The following is a 17,400-nucleotide window of genomic DNA, read 5'->3' as shown; positions in this document are numbered from 1 at the left end:
CCGGAAAACAGGCGTAAAACATACGATCGACGGCACCCGGAGACGGCCATCTCCCCCGTCACGCAGCGGCTTTGGCATCGCCCTCCAGCCAGTGCTTGCGCGACCAGAAGTTCCAGACCATAACCACCGCCGTCGCCGCGATCTTGACCAGGCGGTAATCCACACCGACGAGCTCCGTGCCCAGCCACATGCAGGCCTCGTTGATGGCGAGGCCCACGCAGGAGAGCGCCACGAAGAGCACGAACTCGCGTCGACGGCTGAGGTCGTCACGGCGTTCGAAGACGAAGCTCATGGAAAGCAGGTAGTTCACCACGAGCGACACCACGAAGGAGATGCCGGCAGCAACGACCGCATCCATGCCCGCGAGCTCCTTGAGCGCGATCATGAGCAGGTAGTCCACGAGGAACGCGATGACGCCCACGACGCCGAACTTCCCCATCTGCTTGATAAGGGCACCCATGATGTCCCGCACCTCCTTGAAACGATGCCGCGACGAGACCGGACCGGAGTCTAGCACGCCGCCCATCGGTTAGCCCGCTGCGGCGAGCGGCACCTGAAACGTTGTCAGCCAGCGTACCCGTCCAGGCTCCGGGGAGCCCGCTCCCCAGGGCATCCATAAACTTTCTGACGCCCCGACACGTCCTCTCCAAAAGATCGACGCCGAATGGACACCTGGATCACGACACCGAACTGGGGTCCTGCACCCGTCTAACAGAGTTGACGGTCCACCTTCTCGCCGACGGCTCCGAGGGAGGCCCCTACACCCTGTCGGGCATGACGCTTTCTGTCCACACTGTTTCCGCATATCGTCCATAAAGAATGCAAAGAACTGCCCGAGGTATCGGAAATAGCACCTATCACCTGCACATCTCGACCGTCCACGGAATGATCTCCGCTCTCCACACCGTCTCCGTACCCGCCGCCCATACTCATCCCCATCCGGCGCACACCGCACCCAAGGAGGACGTTTCCATGGCCCAACAGGACCGCTCCGAGCAGACGCTGAAGTACCTGGAGCTCCTATCCCATCACTTCCCCACCGAGCAAGCGGTCTTCACCGAGATCATCAACCTGCAGGCCATCCTGAACCTGCCCAAGGGCACCGAGCACTTCATGAGCGACCTCCACGGCGAGTACGAGGCCTTCATGCACATCCTGAACAACTGCTCAGGGGTCATCCGCGAGCATGTCGAGCTGATCCTCGGCGAGACCGTTGATGAGGCGGACCGCGCAGACCTCTGCACCCTCATCTACTATCCGCACGAGAAGCTCCGTCTCCAGCGCGCCCAACACGCCGACTCCCCCACCTGGTATCGCGCGATCCTCGGCCACCTCATCACCGTGACCCGGGCGCTTTCGAGCCGCTACACCCGCTCCAAGGTGCGCAAGGCGATCCCGCGCGACTACGCCTACATCATCGACGAGCTCCTGCACACGCATCCCGATGAGAGCAACTACCGCGTGCGCTACCACGACCGCATCATCGCGAGCATCCTTGAGACCGACGCGACCGAGGACTTCATCTGCTCGCTCGCCGCCCTCATTAAGCGCCTCGCCGTGGACCACCTGCATCTTGTCGGCGACGTCTACGACCGCGGCGGCGGCTCGTCCAAGATCCTCGACATCCTCCTCGCCCACCAGGGCCTCCTCGACATCCAATGGGGCAATCACGACATGCTCTGGATGGGGGCCGCCGCAGGCCAGGCCGCCTGCATCGTCTCGGTGCTCCGCAACAACCTGCGCTACGGCAACTACGAGATCCTTGAGAACGACTACGGCATCTCCCTGCGCGAGCTCGTTGCCTTCGCGGACGCCACCTATCAAGACGGCGAGCGGATCTCCCCGCTCATCAAGGCCATCAACGTGCTGCTCTTCAAGCTCGAAGGACAGTTGATTCGCCGGCATCCCGAATGGGACATGGCCGACCGCCTCCTGCTCGAGCGCATGGACCTCGACGCCGGGACGGTGCGCCTGGATGATGGGTGCGACTGGCCGCTCACCACCTGCGACTTCCCCACACTCGACCCGGCCGATCCTTATGCGCTCACCGACGATGAGCAGCGGATCGTCGACCGCCTCGTCGCCGAGTTCCGCGACAGCGACCACCTGCGCCGCCATGTGAACTTCCTCTACAGCCACGGCTCGATCTACCTCGCCCGCAACGGGAACCTGCTCTTCCACGGATGCGTGCCGATGAACGAGGACGGGACCTTCTTCTCCATGCGCTGCGGGGACACCTGCCTCTCGGGCCGCGCCTACCTCGACTTCTGCGACGACATGGCTCGGCGGGCCTGGCGCTCGGGCGGTCGCGACACGGAGGCCCTCGCCTGGATGTGGTACCTCTGGATCGGGTTCAAGTCGCCGGTGAGCGGCCGTTTGGTTAAAACGTTCGAGCGCTCCTACATCGAGGACACGAGCACCTGGGTGGAGCCGATGGACCCCTATTTCACCCTCACCCGCGACGAGGGGCCCTGCGAGCGCATCATGCGCGAGTTTGGCCTCATCCCTGAGGACGGGCACATCATCAACGGGCACACCCCCGTGAAGACCCTCCGCGGTGAATCCCCGATCAGGGCCAACGGACGGCTCCTCGTCATCGACGGCGGATTCTGCAGCGCCTACCAGCCGAAAACCGGCATCGCAGGGTACACGCTCATCTACAGCTCGCGCGGAATGCGCCTGAAGGCGCATGAGGCGTTCAAGAGCGTGGAGGACGCACTCGCCCGCAACCTCGACATCGAAAGCGAGACCGACTTCTTCGCCCCGGTTGAACAGCGGATCATGGTGAGCGACACCGACACCGGCGAGGAGATTCGGGATCAGATCCATGATCTCAGGAGCCTACTCGACGCATATCGGACGGGGGCGCTGCCGGAACGCGGGTGATGGGCGTGAGGTGTGGATCGGATGCGGCGGCGTTGAACGCTGATTGGACAGGTGCGATACGAGACGGGCAAGGCACGGCTCTGGATCTTGGCCGCACGTAAGCCGGGTGCGATCTATCCCTGCGCCGCGCCTTGCCAAACGCTCACTTTGTGACGTGCCGCGAGATCCCCTAGTAGAAAATGTCAGATCTGAGTCTATACACGGCTGCCAAAGGACCCGCATGCCCCTGTAGTTTGTCATTGAAATGCAATTTGACCAACTCTATATATTCAACTGACCTGCAGAGGATGAAATCTGAACCGTCTGACTGCTCTTTGGAATGGTTTTTCAGGCCCCTGTGACGCAGATCTGACATTTTCTACTAGCGTCCACACTGTCGCAAAAAACTAAATGTAAAAATTAGAATAGAACTCGTATTAGATTCATTTTATTTGAAAACACATAATGGCGAGCTTGGTGGCCGCGTAGATGCCAAGTCCTCATGCCATGCATCCGGATCAACACGGTGACGGCGCGCCACGATGCAACAGCTCGTGAACTGCAGCCGCGCGCGCTCGTGTACATCGAGCGGGGCACCTCGTGCGCTCGGTGCGCACCGGATATCGGCGCGGTCAATATTGAACACCCACGAGACGCCCCCGCACTTAGTGCGCACCGCTGCCGGACGTCGTTCTGAGGCTGACCGCGAAGAGGCACCCCGCGCTCGGTACGCGCCGGGGCCCCTAAGCCCCGTCTCCCAGGAAACGGCGGCGGCTGAAGTAGTTATACCAGGTGACGAAGAAGGTCGAGATCAGCTTCATGAGCTGGTATCCCATGTTCAGCAGCTGCACGCCCACAAACATGTACAGTCCGTTGAGGCCGAGACCCACCGTGGAGAGGACGGCGAAGATCGTAAACTCGCGCCGGCGGCTGATGCCGTCGCGATGCGCGAACACGTAGCGCACCGAAAGGACGTAGTTCAAGCACACGCCTGCGAGGAAGGAGATCGTGGTGGCGACGAGGTAGTTCATACCGAAGCGCTCGACGAAGAAGATGAGCAGCACGTACTCAACCGCCAAGGAGACGATCCCCACGAGTGCAAACCGCCCAAATCGTTTCATCGCGGGCCGGTCGATATGATGGTGCGTTGAATTCACGCGGCTCCCTCGCTATCCCAACTGCGACCACACTATAAGGGGAACGTTATAAAAATGTAAGGTCCGCCACAGCTTCTCCGCGCGACGGGCCTGTGTGCTGCGGGACACCTGAGGGTGACGTGACCATCTCACTGCGCACCTCGCGAGCGACGCAACGTGGCACGCCCAAACCAAAGGCTCATCGGCATCGTCTGGTGGGTTCAACGCATTCGGGGCACCGTCTGGGAACGCGTCGTCGGGCCCAGACGCGCGCTGGACCCGTGAGCCCCGTTCCATCAAGCGCGCGCTGCTGCACTCTCGTCCCAGGAGCCTGCACGCTGAAAATCCAGGGCTGCGCATCCAGCGATAGCGCCTGACCCATCGGTGGTCATCAGGCGCTGCCCCAGTACCAGGACACGGCATCGCCGTCCTTGAGGACATAGCGGGCCGCGGAGCGATCGCCGTCGACGCCGTTGACGGCGTACTTCCAGCCCTCGGAGCCATGGGCCGCATAGCCCCCGATCGTCGTCACGTACAGCCCGTACACCGTGCTCTCGGCGCTGACCGAAAGACCCGTGCCCATGAGGGCATCGTACACGGTGGCACCGCGCTCAAAGGTGAGCGTAGTGCTCGCGAGCGTGCCTCCGCCCGCCCCTGCAGCGCTCACCAAAACCGTCACAGTGCCGGTCTCGGGGGCGGCGGAGCCGCCGGTCTGGCCCGAGCTAGCGCCGGGGTCTGCGGTGGCCCCGGCAGAGCCGTCGGCGCCCGAGGCGGAGGATCCCCCTCCAGCCTCCCCCGATGAAGCAGACGGGGAGCTAGCGCCAGAGGACGAGGCCTCGCCTGCGGACGCGCTTGCCGTCCCATCTGAATCCGCGCCAGCCGCTCCCGACCCTGCGTTCGCGCTTCCATCCGAGCCTGCGGTGGAAGTGGTCGCCGCCTCGTCTGAGGCCGTTCCATCACCTGTCACGCTCGCGGCCGACCCCGCAGGCGCATCTGCGGTTGTCGTCCAGAGCCCGTTGCCCGCACCAGGGATCCCAAATGCGAGCAGGAGGGTAGCGATGATAAGGGCGATCGAGACGAGAGCGAGGCCGGCAGCCATACGTCGCTGGCCTCCGGTCCCGGGGGCACTGACACCCCGTGCGGCAGGAGAGGCACCGGGATACACGCGCGCGTCCGCCGCCTTTCCCAACATCATCGTGTTTTCAGAGACGGCTGCCTCACCCGCGCCATGTGCGCCGCTCAGGTCAGTCGACGGCTCACGCGAACCTGCCGCCCCGTTCGAGCTCGCCGACTTGCCCAAATCAGATGAGCGGGACTGGGAGGCCGCATCCCGTTCGGCAGCGGCCCCGATAACACCGTCTGGAGCGGAGAGCTCATCGGCGGTTTGGGGCCCACCCCTGCGCTCGCCCTGGCCCATACGGTCTCGATCGTCCATGTCCTCACGCTCCCGTGCGCTCGCGGCGGCGGATCGCGGCGAACCACAGCCCGGCGATGATCAGGCCGAAGATTCCGGCGGCGCCGAGGATGAGGGGCAGCCAGCCACGCTCGGCCGCAGCCCGGGATGGCGTCACATCCGCTGCGGCTGCGGTGCCGTCGACCGCTGCCGCCTCCTCGTTCGCGCCTTCGCCCTCACGGGTTGCGGCCGTGGCCTGATCGTCCGTGGATGCCGTGGCATCGGACGCGGCCGCCTGCGCGAGCGGGGTCTTGCCGGGGGCGATGACGCCCCCGCGGCCGGACGCAGCGCTCGAGGCCGCCGCACCCTCCGTCTGCAATCCCGTAATGGTGGCGCTGCCCTTTGAGGAGCTGTTGTCGCCGGTGCCGCCACCGTTCTCAGCTCCGCCGTTGTCATGGCCACCGTTGTCATGGCCACCGCTGCCGTTTTCAGAGCCGGCCCCCGCCCCGACCGCGAACACCGTGCCCGAGTCGTTGCTGTAGTAGAGGTTGCCCGCCGCATCGGCGATCACACTCGCCATCGAGTAGTTCGCGAGGGCGCCCGAGGGCTCGTAGATGACCGCGGCCTCCCCCGTGGACACCCGGTACCGAATCAAGGCGCCGGGCTCCGTGTTCGCTGTGACATACAGGTAGGTCTCACCACCGCTCGAGATCGCGAGCGGTGTGGACTTCACCTCGGCCGCAGCCACTGTGCTCACACGAACCACCTGCATCGTGTCCACGTCGACCTCGGCGATGACGCCCTGTCCCGCCTCGTTCACACCGCCGATATAGGCCCGGGAGCCCACGATCACCGGCGTCGAGGTGGAGCTCGCCGTGAAGGCGGCCTCCCCCGCCACCGCGAGCTCATCGCCGGAACGGACGATCTTCACGAGCGTCGCCGGCGCACGGCCCACGGCGAAGAAGACCTCATGGCCATCCTCATCGACCCCGCCGGAAACGATCGAGGTCCGAACCGGGGTCCCCAGCTCCACCGTGGAGCGCACCGCACCGGTGGCGACGTCGATGAGCTGCACCCGTCCAGCCTCATCGCCGATCACGATATCGGAGCCCGAGGGAGCGGCGCCGGCCCAGTAATATCCGGCGCCTAGCTCATCGCCGGTGCGCCGATCGGTGTTCGTCCAGAGCACGGCACCATCCGAGATGCGCACAGCGACGAGGGCGCCTGCCTGGGCAGCTCCGCTCGCGCCCACATCGGCCACGAAGGGCGCGATGACCGCGTCGCCCGCGACCGTCAGGGTCGAGGCCGCCTGATAGCCCTTCGTCTTCCCATTAACCACCAGCGGCGCCAACGAGGGGGTCTTCCACACACAGGTCAGCGTGTCTGCCGTGAAGGCGGCGAGGGACCCGTCATCGGAGGGCACGATGACGACCCCCCGTGCGTACACGGGACGGGAGAAGTACGAGACATGGCCGAAGGTCTTCACCCGCGCGACGATCTCCCCGGTCGCCCGGTCGATCTTCACGAGATCGGTCGAGGTCGTGACGAAGAGGCGGTCGCCCACGATGATGGGGTCCCCCACCGCGGTGAAGGACTCGCCGGTGGCCTTGAGGTCCGCCGTCCAACGCTCACGGGTGCTGCCGGTGGGAGCCCCGTCCGCGGCCAGCGCCGTGGTGCCACCGTTCCCGAAGCCCGACCAGGTGGACGGTGCATCCGGCCGCGGTGCATCCGGATTGATCTCAGGGGCGTCCTTCCCGGGCACCTGCGGGGTGGCCGACACGTAGGTGAGCGCGATCTCGTCGCCGTCAGCGACGTACGTCTTGTTCGCTGCGGCCTGCGCATACGCGCCGTTGACGTAGAAGCTCCAGTAGCTCCAGCCGCTCCCCACCTGCTCCATGCCGAGCGTGCGCCCGTCCAGCGACGTGATGGAGTCCGGCGCGAACGTGGTCGCGTCATAGGTGTAGCCCGCCTGGTCGAGCAGGCTGGCGATAAGATCCCAGGCGGTCCGCGCCTCGGATTTCTTGAAGGTCACCTTCGTGGGGGGCACCCAGAGCTCGGCATGAGACGACCCCTCCGCATCCGGCGCCGACAGGCCGGTCACCGTCACCGTGGCGCTCACCTGGCGCGCAGCCTCGGGATCCTCGGCGCCCTTCGTGCCCTTGACGGTGAAGGTCGCCGAGACCGGCTGGGCGATCAGCTTAGCGAGCTGAGCGTTCTCCGGATGCGCGAGGGCGAGCGACTCGTAGCGCTTATACGTCAGCAGCGAGTCGACCGTGACCTCGGTGTCATAGGCGGGACGGGTGACCCGGAGGCTCTCGCTCGCCACGACGCGCTCATCCGAGGAACGGAACGCGCGCCAGGGCAGGCCCGACATCGAATCGTAGCCGGGCAGGTCCACGGCCGTGATGCCGCCGGTACCGGCCTCTGCAACCGTACGCGCCCAGACAGGCGCCTCGTCCGCACCCGGCAGAACCGCGGAGAAGGGGACGAGGTCTGTCGTGACCTCGTCGGGTGCGGCATTTGCCCCGAGGATGTGCGCGGCGTAACCCGTCTTCGCAGCATCCATGAGGGCAACGGCGGCGTCGATCTCCTCGCCGCTCACCTCGCCCATCGTGAAGGTCCCGAGCGCGCGATCGACGGTCACGCCCTCGTAAGTGAGGTGTGCCGTGACCGTGGCGAATCGGAGCGACTCCCCGGCGAGCGAGGGCGTGACCTGCCCCCGGTAACCGCTGACGCTGATGACGGACTCGTCACTCGAGGTGTATGCGAGCTTGTAGTACTTACCGTCGATGCTGAGATCGCGCGGGCGCGAGAACTGCAGGTCACCGGTGACGACCGAGGCATCCACTGCGGCGCCGGTGGCGAAATCCGTGGCCTTGACCTTGCTGAGGTACGCCTTGAGACGGCGTTCAATCTGCGCTGATGACGCGCCCGAGCGCGGAGCGACCTCGAAGGTGACGGACCGGGTCGCGGTCTTCTCGGGTGCAGCCCCGTACCCGGGGATCTTCAGGGAGAGTTTCGCCGTGAGGGTCACGGTCGCGGGCGTGCTTTGATGCGTGAACCTCGCCGTAGCCGTGCTCTGGTAATCGCTATCAAAACCCGTGGCCACCTTCATGGTCGCGGTGTCGGAACTCGACCACGTGATGTCAGCGACCTTGACGCCCCCCTCGCCCATGGCGGCAACGGGCAGCGCGAGCTCGGCGACATCCTCAGGAACCGAACCGCTTGTCATGGCCTCGGGAAGCGCGAGCCCCGCCGCGGCATCCTCGAGGAAGGACTCGACCTTCGCGTCGTCCCACGGGAGCGCCGAGGTGCGGCCTGGCGTGTAGGAGAGCTTCGCCGAACCCCGCGAGAGCTCGAAGGTGGGGGTGAACCTGCGCAGGACGGAGTAGTCGAGCGACGAGGTCTTCTGGTCCGGAGCAAGGAAGAACGGTGTGATAGCACCGTTCGCATCGGTATCAGAGGTGTCGATGCCGCCCGCGGCCGCGGGGTCTGAGCCGCCGGCCTCGACGGAGCTCACCCGCGCGGTGATGCCCTCGTGCCCGAGAGCCGCGAGGCGCGCCTCGATCATGGCGTTCAGGTTGGTGTCGACGCCGTAGCGCGGGCTCGGGTAGTACCCGCTGAAACCATCCGCCTTGAGCACGGCGACGGCCACGGCGAGGGCCTCAGCGTCCGCATCGGCCTCGGGGGCAGGGCCAGCCGCCTGCGGCACCTGCGGGGTTGAGGATGACGACCAGACGACGCTGCCGTCGGCGTTCGTCACACGCGCAGCGATGAAGGAGCCTGCCTGCGCAGTCGTCACCGTGAAGCTGCGGCCCTGGGCGCCCGCGATGGGGGTGTAGCCCTTCGCCTCCCAAGCGCTCGCCAGGTACACGTTCGAAACCCGCTCGCTCCCCTGGTACCACTGAATCGCGAGGTCATCGTACTCAGCGTCGGTGAACTCGGTCTCGTCGCCGAAGTCGCCGTAGGGGTCCTCGTAGGTGGCGTCGATGCGAAGCGTCTGTCCCACGGCCGCCTCCGTGGGCGCCGCGCCCGTGGACGCGTCCTTGATGGCAATCCAGTCGGCTGCGGTCGCGGAGGCTGCAGCCCGTGCCGCTGGGCTCGTTGAAGCGGCATCGGACGATGCGTCCGGAGACGCCTCAACAGATGTGGCCCCGGTTGTCGTCGCAGCAGACGGCTCAGCGGCCGCCGTGGCAGAAGACCCGGTATCCGACGCGGGGGCGTCAACCTCCCCTGCAGCGGGCTCACCGGCCGCATCCGCTGCAGCGTTGTCCGCCGACGTAGCAACCTGACCGTCCGTTACCGCAGGGGCCGGCGAAACCTCATCGGCCCACAGCGGCGTCGGGCTTCCGCCGAGCACCAGGCTGAGCGCCATGACCACGACGATACCGCGGTGGCCTCCCCCTCGTATGATCTGCATGATTCGCTCGGCCGCGCGCTCCCGGCGGCCGTCATTGAGTCCGAGCACCTCGGATCCCCTTCCCTCCAGAGCCTGGGCGACGCACGCGATTCGCGCGCCGCGCTAAGATGGGAGGCGATCCGACTCATCGTCATCCGACCGTGCATGCCGTCCGATCTGCGACATGGGGACCACGGCCGTCCGAAACACGGTTACTGGTACAGCTGGGGACTCTCACCCCGATTCTCCCGGACGCGCCCGCGCCCGTGCGTCTCCGCACCACCATCTCGGCCATATGCGCCGACAATCGTAGCACAGAGCATGCAAGCGTCCCGCACGGCGGGCCGACGTGTTATAACAGGTGCGACTTATATATAAGACAAGGGAGGGGTCGCCATGCAGGAGACCGACAAGGATTCTGTGATTCTCGCCGCCGCCAGGCGGGAGCTCGAGGACCGGGCCGCGCAGACGGGCTCCACGGGCCGCCTGCGGTCTTCGGCCGATGCGTACACCGGACCGGCACGCGTTCGCTCCATCAACGTGTCGACCAGGAAGGGCACGCGCAAGGCCCCGGTGGCCTCGGGGGTCGCGCGCGTTGTGGAGCAGCACGGCCTCGCCGAGGACGCCCATGCCGGGCACTGGCACCGCCAGGTCTCGTTCCTCGCTGAGGAATCGGTCGCGGAGGCGCGGGCCCACGGGCTCGACGTGAAGGAGGGGGACTTCGGGGAGAACTTCACCACCGAGGGCATCAACCTCCTGACCCTCCCCCTCGGAACCCAGCTGCGCGTCGGCGACGAGGTGCTCGTCGAGATCAGCCAGATCGGCAAGGTCTGCCATACCCGCTGCGCCATCTACTACCTCGCCGGCGACTGCATCTTCCCCCATGAGGGGATCTTCGGCGTGGTGCTCAACGGCGGCGAGGTGCACGTCGGCGATGCGATCGAGATCGTCCGTATGGGTGACGGCACCTGCACCTTCACCCCGCCCGAGGCGCTCGCCGAGGTCGAGCGAGCCCGGGCCGACGGGACCCTGTGATTACAAGGTCTGACGCACCTATGGCGGGGCCTGTCGCTCAGCGATGGCCCAAGGCTCAATCCCGTTAGCACGCGCCCTCAGACAGGGCTCCGGCTGATTGCGCAGCGATCTCCGGAGCCCATTTTTTATCTCCGCAGCTCAAGCGTGTGCAACCGATTTCAAAGCTTCAACCTTCAAGTGAAACTCGAATCTCTATAGGCGCTCCACAACTCGATTGAGGCGCAGGTTGCGGCCATCCTAAACCTTCAACTTGACCCTTAGACTTGTTTAAGGCTCAAGTTGAACTCGAAGGTGGTAGTACACTTGGTTCCACCGAACACGGACGTCTATTGAGGATGGTACATGAACGGAACCTCACATTCGCATCGCGTGCTGGCGGTCAGCGCCGCCCTCGCCTTCGCGCTCGCCGGGACCCAGCTTGCCCCCATCCCCGCCTTCGCTGTCACCCAGGAGACGCAGGCCCAGGTCAATGAGACGCAGCAGAAGGTCAAGCAGAGCGCCCAGGCCTACGAGGAGGCCACGGCGAACCTGAAGGCCCTGCAGGAAAAGATCGACGAGAACACCGCCAAGATCCAGGAGCTCGAGGCCGCCATGCCCGCCAAGCGCGCCAAGGCGAGCCAGGCCCTGCGCGCCCGGTACAAGAACGAGCAGGGCACCAACGTGCTCATGAGCGTGGTGCTGCAGTCCTCCTCCCTCGACGACCTCCTCACCCGCATGACCTACCTCGATCAGATCCAGTCTTCGAACACGGAGGCCCTCGACGCCCTGAACGACGCCGAGGCCGACCTCGAGCAGCAGCGGGTTGAGCTCGAGCAGGCGCGCACGCAGGCCGCTGCCGAGCAGGATCGCGCCGACGCCGCCCTGAAGGAGGCCCAGCAGCTTCGCCAGGACGCCCAGCGCCGGGCTGACGAGGAGGCAGCCGCGGAGCTGGCCAAGCTCGCCGCTGCAGCGGATGCCTCAAACGGCCTCGAGGTCATCGCCACCTCCCCGCTTGAGAACAACACCTCGGTCGACTGGGGCGTGAGCCAGGAGGACTTCATCGCCTCATGGGCACCGCGCATCAATACCTACCTTGAGGGATCCGCGCTCTCAAGCTGCGGCGAGCAGTTTGCCTCCGCCGCATGGAAGTACGGTGTTGACCCCCGTTTCTCCCCCGCCATCTCCAACACGGAGAGCAGCAAGGGCGCGCACCTCTTCCGTGCGTACAACGCCTGGGGCTGGGGCGATATCGATTTCTCCTCCTGGGATCAGGCGATCGACGCGCACGTGCGCGGCCTGGCCGAGGGTTACGGTTACACCATCAGCGTGGCCGGTGCCCAGAAGTACTGCCCGCCGAATTGGTACAACTGGTACCGCAACACCCTGAGTGAGATGCAGCGGATATAGGCGCGGCGCTGCCACCCATACGCATACGCTGAATCAACGCGGCGGCCCTCGGGGCCGCCGCGTTTCTTGTCGTGGGACCGGAACGGACAAGGGCCCGAGCTCCAGCGCCCGCTCAAAACCATGCAGACAGCCCGGCCCTGCGGCGGGGAACCTCAGATTCATCCCAGACCCATTTGCGCGATGACGATGATGACCATACCGATGAAACTGGCGATGAAGGACTTGAGGAGAAGCAGGAGGCAGCGTCTCCACGTCCAGTAGCCGACCTGGGGGATACGATGGCGCAAACGGCGCTTGTCGAAGAGGAGCCAGAGGATCGCCATCCCGGGGACATCAAAGGCAAGGAACGTGGCAAGCGCGCGTAACAAGGAATCGACCGGGGCAAGCAACTCGCTCGGATCGATCACGGCCCGGTAACTTGCAACCGCGAGAATGGCCGCCGTGCAGATAATCGAGAGGTTCCAGAGGATCCCAAGGGCCATTGAGACCTGGACGAGGAATGGAGCAGCCGCCTGCGACGGGTCACTCGGCGCCTCCGAGGAGGTGGCGGCCGACGGTTCAGAGTTCGAGGGCCGCTCGCGTTCCGGCGAGACCGCTCGAATCGCGGCTGCGAGCTCGACGGCGCTCGCATAGCGATCGGCCGGATCAAAGCTCATCGCCCGCGCTGCGACCGCTGCGAGCGGCCCGGGAATGCCGGGCGCATCCAAGCTCGCAGCGGTCCGCCCCAACGATGGCCCCTCCCCTGTGCAGCAGAAGACGAGTAGCGCTCCGAGGGCATAGACGTCGCTCCGCACATCAGTTTGACCGAAGCCGAACTGCTCAGGAGGGGCGTATCCTTTGGTGCCGAAGTGCGTCGTATCTGCCGACGCCTCAGCGCGCCACGAGCGCGCGATGCCAAGGTCGATGATCGTGACCAGCGCAGATTCGACGGAGAGGGGCTGGCCACCGTCCGGTCCCCAGCCATCCACCATGATGTTCGCAGGCTTCAGATCCCGATGGATGATCGGCGCGTCGAGCCCCTCATGGAGCTCGGAGACCGCCTCGCAGACCAGGGGCATCAGGGCACGGGCAAGGGCGGGTGAGGGCCCCACACGGTCGACGAGTGCCGCAAGCGTCTCCCCGGGAACGAGCTCCATGATCACGTGGGTCTCCTCCCCCACCTCCACGACCGAGTAGATCCGGGGCAGATGGCGGTAGCGGACACCGGCTCGCTCCAAGCGGAGCAGGGCCGTGTACGCAGAGCCCATGTGCGCCTCTCGAGCCAAGCGCTTGAGCACGAAGGGGCCTGCCTCGCCTCCGTTGGGCACGGGGAGGTAGACGACCTCCGTCGTCTCCGCGGGCCCTCGCTTGAGCACCTCGTCGACACGGTACGCCGCGGGCTCGTCTGCGGGCGCGTCCGGCCCCTGTGAACAGGGACCCTCGGGGCCTGTCGATCTGGTATCTCTCTCAACGGTTTTCATGGCTTCCATCATAACAACGCGCCCGGACAGAAGTGCCCGGGCGCGTGATGCGGTGCACTGCCTCAGCGTCGTACGAGGGTCAGCAGACGGTCTCCTCGCCGAAGCGAAAAAGCTCCTCATTCACCTTCTGCAGAGAGCAACCGCGGTCGAGGCAGAAGATGATGATCGCGTCACGGCGGCTGCGTGGGTTCAGTGAGCTCACGCCGGCAGCGCGTAGGGCTCGGTTCGCCTCGCGCAGGGTGAGCGCCATCGCGAAGACGATCTGAAGGACCTTGTTTCGTGAGGGATTCCGGGTGCCGGTGAAGATTTGGTAGCCAAAGGTCTCATTGAGGTTGGCCATACGAACCACGTCGGCGCGTGCGAGATCTTTCTCCTCCAGCAGCTGTTGGAGGTAGTCGGAGAGCGAGGGAGCTTCGAAGTCATGCCCCTCGATGAACGCGTCGATGCGGGGAGCATCGAGCAATTCGTCAAGCAGCTCCTCGGTCAACGGTTCAGCCATCTCATCGTCCCTACGCAACGGTCCAGCTCGCCTGCACGTCCTTGTTGAAAAAGTTTCCTGTGAAGACCAGCTTGACCGTGCCTTCCTTGAAGTAGATCGTGCCGGTCTTGGTGCCCCCGGCCGCGAGATCGCCTGAGCCGAGCGCGTTGTCATCCGATTTGTAATCCGTGCTCATGTAATACTCGTGATGCTCCTGAGCGCCGTTCGCGTCCTCGCCCTTCCAATCGTACTCGTTGAAGCTCGCCGTGTCCTCACCCTCGTTCTTGTAGGTGACGGTCGCCTTCACGTACGTGCCGTTGGAACCGGCGACGCCCGTCTCGATCGAGTCGACGCTGACCGTGAGGCCGTTGCCCATGTCGACCGCCGTGCCAGCCGCGAGGTCGGTCGTCTTCTGCTCCTCCTGCGCTGTCTCCTGCTTCGTATCGGTTGCGGACCCCTTCACCGAGGGCGTGCTCCCGCAGCCGGTGATCGCGAGGGCGAGGGCGCCTGCGGCGAGGACGAGCAAGCCGCGGCGGGTGGCGCGCGTGATTCCCATGGTCTTCATGCTGAACTTCCTTTCCCAACGGCGCGCCGGGACATCCCCGGCGCTTTCATCGGATAACTGTATCGAGATGCCGCACCTGTTTCATTAGCTCGGAGCTAATGGCAGCAACCGCCCTTCGGTCGCGCTCTGGCACAACGAGCACGTGTGGTTGCCCCTCCCCGTTGCAACGGCCAGAGCACGCCGTGCGTGGCCGGAGTGCCCGTTGTCGAAACCGCGTTCGCCGGCCGCGAAACCTGGGTACCATCGAGACATCAAACCGTGAAAGAGGTATCTCCATGCAGCTTCTCCAATTCATCCTGACGCTTGCGGTGGCGGTGCTCGCATCTGCCGTCATCGCACAGCTCCTGCCGCGCATTTCCGCACCACTCGTGCAGATCGCTCTCGGGCTTGGGCTCGCCCTGGTCATCGGAGCGGGCATCGACTTCAACATCGAATCGGAGCTCTTCCTCGCCGCCTTCATCGCACCCCTGCTCTTCAACGAGTCGCAGCAGGTCGACCGCAGGCTCCTCGCCCGGCAGCTCCCAAGCGTGCTCTCGCTCGCCATCGGGCTCGTTATCGCAGCCACCCTCACCGTCGGCTTCGCGCTCAACCTGCTCGTGCCCTCGCTCCCCCTCGCAGCCGCCCTCGCCCTCGGGGCCGCCCTCGGCCCCACCGACGCGGCGGCCGTCTCCTCGATGTCCACCTCGGTCGATCTCGGCGAGCGCCAGGAATCCCTGCTTGCCGGCGAGGCGCTCTTCAACGACGCCTCCGGCGTGGTGTCCTTTCAATTCGCCGTCGCCGCCGCGACCACCGGTGCCTTCTCGCTCGCCGGCGCCGGTAGCTCGTTTGCCTTCTCATTCGTCGGCGGGATCGTCATCGGCATCGCGCTCGCCCTCGCCTATGGCACCATGCACCGCATCGTGCGCGCCACCGGCCTTGAGAGCGCATCGTTCTCGGTCACGTTTGAGCTCGTCCTCCCGATCCTGGTCTTCCTTGTCGCCGAGGAGCTGCATGTGAGCGGCATCCTCGCGGTTGTCGCAGCGGGCATCGTGGTCGCGCTCACACCCCGCCGTTTCACCGTCGAAGCAGCGCGGACCGTGCTCGTGACCAGCGGCGTATGGGACACGATCACCTTCCTTCTGAACGGGACCGTCTTCGTGATACTCGGCCTGCAGCTGCCGGCCGTCTTCCAGAGCGGTGCCGGCGCCTTCGACCTCATCTCGCTCCTCCTCGTCTCGGTCATCGTGACCGCCGTGGTGGTGGGCACCCGCTTCGTCTGGCTGATCGTTATGGAGCGCCTGGCGCGCCGCCCCCGTCTGCGCCGTGGCGCGCAGACGGGGGCTGAGCTTGCGCGCGTGTCCGACCATGATGACTTCTCCCGCAGCGCACTCATGGATGCGCTGATCCTGACCTTGAGCGGGCCCAAGGGAGCCGTCACCCTCTCCATCGTGCTCACGCTGCCGGCCACGCTCCCGGCGGGCACCGCCTTCCCCTTCCATGACGAGCTGATCTTCATCGCCTCGGTCGTCATCGTCCTCACGCTCCTGATGGCGAACTTCATCGTCCCGATCCTGGCTCCCAAGTCAGCCGCAGACGAAGAACAGGAGCTCCTTGCCGCGCGCCGGAGCGCCGCCGAGCACGTGGTCGACACCCTGCAGCGCCGTATCGCCCACACCGAGGATGCCGGCGAGGCGTTCGCCTTGTCGTTCGTGGCGCGCACGTACCTCGCAGGCATCCGCGAGCTCGACACGAGCCTGAACCCGAGCTCCGCCCGCGCCATGGAACGCGTGACGGCCGACCTCAACGCCGCGCAAACCTCCTACCTGCACGAACTCGCGGAGAGCGGCGCATACTCCCGCGAGACAGTCGAGGCGTGCGAGCGGGCGCTTGTGCAACGGGCCGCCGCCTGCGCGCGGAGCAAGCGGAACCAGAGCCTCGGGGGGGTCACCGGGATCGTCCTGAGCGCCATCAGCCGAAAGAAGCGCGGCCACGGTTGCACGCTCGGGATTCCCGAGGGCCATCAGGAGGAGTTCACCGAGCTCTACACCGCCGCCATCAAGCGAGGGACCGATTTCCTCCAGGGCATCGTGGACAGTGCCGGCACCGCGGACGCCGAGGATGCCGCGACGCTCCAGGCGGCCCAGTACCTGCTCGGCATGCGGCGATCGCTCAGCATGAGCAACGGGACGAAGATCAAACAGGCGTCTGGGCTCGCCGGTCGCGATGTGTTTGCCAAGCATGAGGGCCTCGCCGACAGAAACGATTTGCGTGAGCGCATCGGCACCGTCGAGGCCGACGCGCTGGGTCTCATGCTCGACGGTATCGCGGGCCTCTTTGACCGTGGCCAGATCTCACCCGAGCAGGCGGCCACGCTGCGGGAGGGCGTTTACACCAGCCAGCTCGCGCTGCTGCAGAGCTAAGGCGGTAGGGCTTCCGCAGGGCCGCTGGTCGCTGCCGCGCCATCCCCTATTGCGTTTTCTTGAGCTGTGCATAGATTTGCCGCGTGAATGGGCGAGCTATGAACCCGTCTATGCATAGCGCAAGAAAATGCGCCATCGTTGACCTGCTATTTCGTTCGCACTACTCCGCGCGGCACCGCGGGCCTATTCATAGCTCGCAATATTGCAATTTCCGCCGGCGCCAGCGGAGCGCGATCTTGGTTCAACTACTTGCAATTTCCGCCGGGTACCACCGGACGCGATCC

General features: G+C 65.5%; 11 protein-coding genes. 4 read left to right on the top strand and 7 right to left on the bottom strand.

The genetic code is table 11. From position 1 onward, the window contains the following. Positions 1 to 58 precede the first annotated feature (58 nt). Positions 59 to 460 carry a GtrA family protein gene (locus CAP13_RS09245; protein WP_085831302.1) on the bottom strand — a complete coding sequence of 134 codons (402 nt, stop codon included), beginning with the start codon at positions 458 to 460 and terminating at the stop codon, positions 59 to 61. A gap of 512 nt (positions 461 to 972) precedes the next feature. On the opposite strand from CAP13_RS09245, the gene CAP13_RS09240 reads away from it, so the two are divergent. Beyond that, positions 973 to 2,886 (top strand): fructose-1,6-bisphosphatase, encoded by a 1,914-nt coding sequence (locus CAP13_RS09240; RefSeq protein WP_085831301.1) that lies wholly within the window; start codon positions 973 to 975, stop codon positions 2,884 to 2,886. 722 nt (positions 2,887 to 3,608) lie between these two features. Here the strand turns inward: CAP13_RS09240 and CAP13_RS09235 are convergent. The 3 genes from CAP13_RS09235 to CAP13_RS09225 form a co-directional block, all read right to left on the bottom strand. Next, positions 3,609 to 4,022, bottom strand: a complete 414-nt coding sequence (locus CAP13_RS09235; RefSeq protein WP_245798985.1) for a GtrA family protein — start codon at positions 4,020 to 4,022, stop codon at positions 3,609 to 3,611. A gap of 370 nt (positions 4,023 to 4,392) precedes the next feature. Next, a complete protein-coding gene (locus tag CAP13_RS09230; protein WP_143764950.1) occupies positions 4,393 to 5,100 on the bottom strand; it encodes a DUF4430 domain-containing protein in 708 nt (235 codons plus the stop codon). A gap of 340 nt (positions 5,101 to 5,440) precedes the next feature. Then, entirely contained in the window at positions 5,441 to 9,862 is a 4,422-nt protein-coding gene (locus CAP13_RS09225; protein WP_085831299.1) for a DUF4430 domain-containing protein, read from the bottom strand. A 327-nt stretch (positions 9,863 to 10,189) separates the two neighbouring features. Here CAP13_RS09225 and CAP13_RS09220 point away from each other — a divergent pair, with 327 nt between their 5' ends. Beyond that, positions 10,190 to 10,828 carry an MOSC domain-containing protein gene (locus CAP13_RS09220; protein ID WP_218775358.1) on the top strand — a complete coding sequence of 213 codons (639 nt, stop codon included), beginning with the start codon at positions 10,190 to 10,192 and terminating at the stop codon, positions 10,826 to 10,828. 342 nt (positions 10,829 to 11,170) lie between these two features. After that, entirely contained in the window at positions 11,171 to 12,214 is a 1,044-nt protein-coding gene (locus CAP13_RS09215; RefSeq protein WP_085831298.1) for a coiled-coil domain-containing protein, read from the top strand. A 158-nt stretch (positions 12,215 to 12,372) separates the two neighbouring features. Here the strand turns inward: CAP13_RS09215 and CAP13_RS09210 are convergent, their stop codons facing one another. The 3 genes from CAP13_RS09210 to CAP13_RS09200 all read right to left on the bottom strand — a co-directional run bounded on the left by CAP13_RS09210 (position 12,373) and on the right by CAP13_RS09200 (position 14,717). Continuing rightward, the gene (locus CAP13_RS09210; protein ID WP_179185039.1) at positions 12,373 to 13,674 is read right to left on the bottom strand and encodes a serine/threonine-protein kinase; all 1,302 of its coding nucleotides are present in this window, start codon (positions 13,672 to 13,674) and stop codon (positions 12,373 to 12,375) included. A 79-nt stretch (positions 13,675 to 13,753) separates the two neighbouring features. Further along, on the bottom strand, positions 13,754 to 14,173 hold the full coding sequence (locus CAP13_RS09205) for a transcriptional regulator (RefSeq protein ID WP_085831296.1): 420 nt from the start codon (positions 14,171 to 14,173) through the stop codon (positions 13,754 to 13,756). A gap of 10 nt (positions 14,174 to 14,183) precedes the next feature. Further along, complete coding sequence (locus CAP13_RS09200; protein WP_085831295.1) at positions 14,184 to 14,717, bottom strand: DUF4352 domain-containing protein; 534 nt, start codon at positions 14,715 to 14,717, stop codon at positions 14,184 to 14,186. Between the two features lie 275 nt (positions 14,718 to 14,992). Here CAP13_RS09200 and CAP13_RS09195 point away from each other — a divergent pair, with 275 nt between their 5' ends. Next, a complete protein-coding gene (locus CAP13_RS09195; protein WP_179185038.1) occupies positions 14,993 to 17,116 on the top strand; it encodes a cation:proton antiporter in 2,124 nt (707 codons plus the stop codon). Positions 17,117 to 17,400: the final 284 nt, after the last annotated feature.

This window comes from Collinsella vaginalis (assembly GCF_900176655.1).
In the GTDB taxonomy this organism is placed as follows: Bacteria; Actinomycetota; Coriobacteriia; order Coriobacteriales; family Coriobacteriaceae; genus Collinsella; species Collinsella vaginalis.
Note: the sequence above shows the minus strand (reverse complement) of the source record. Positions and strands in the feature narration are given on the sequence as shown.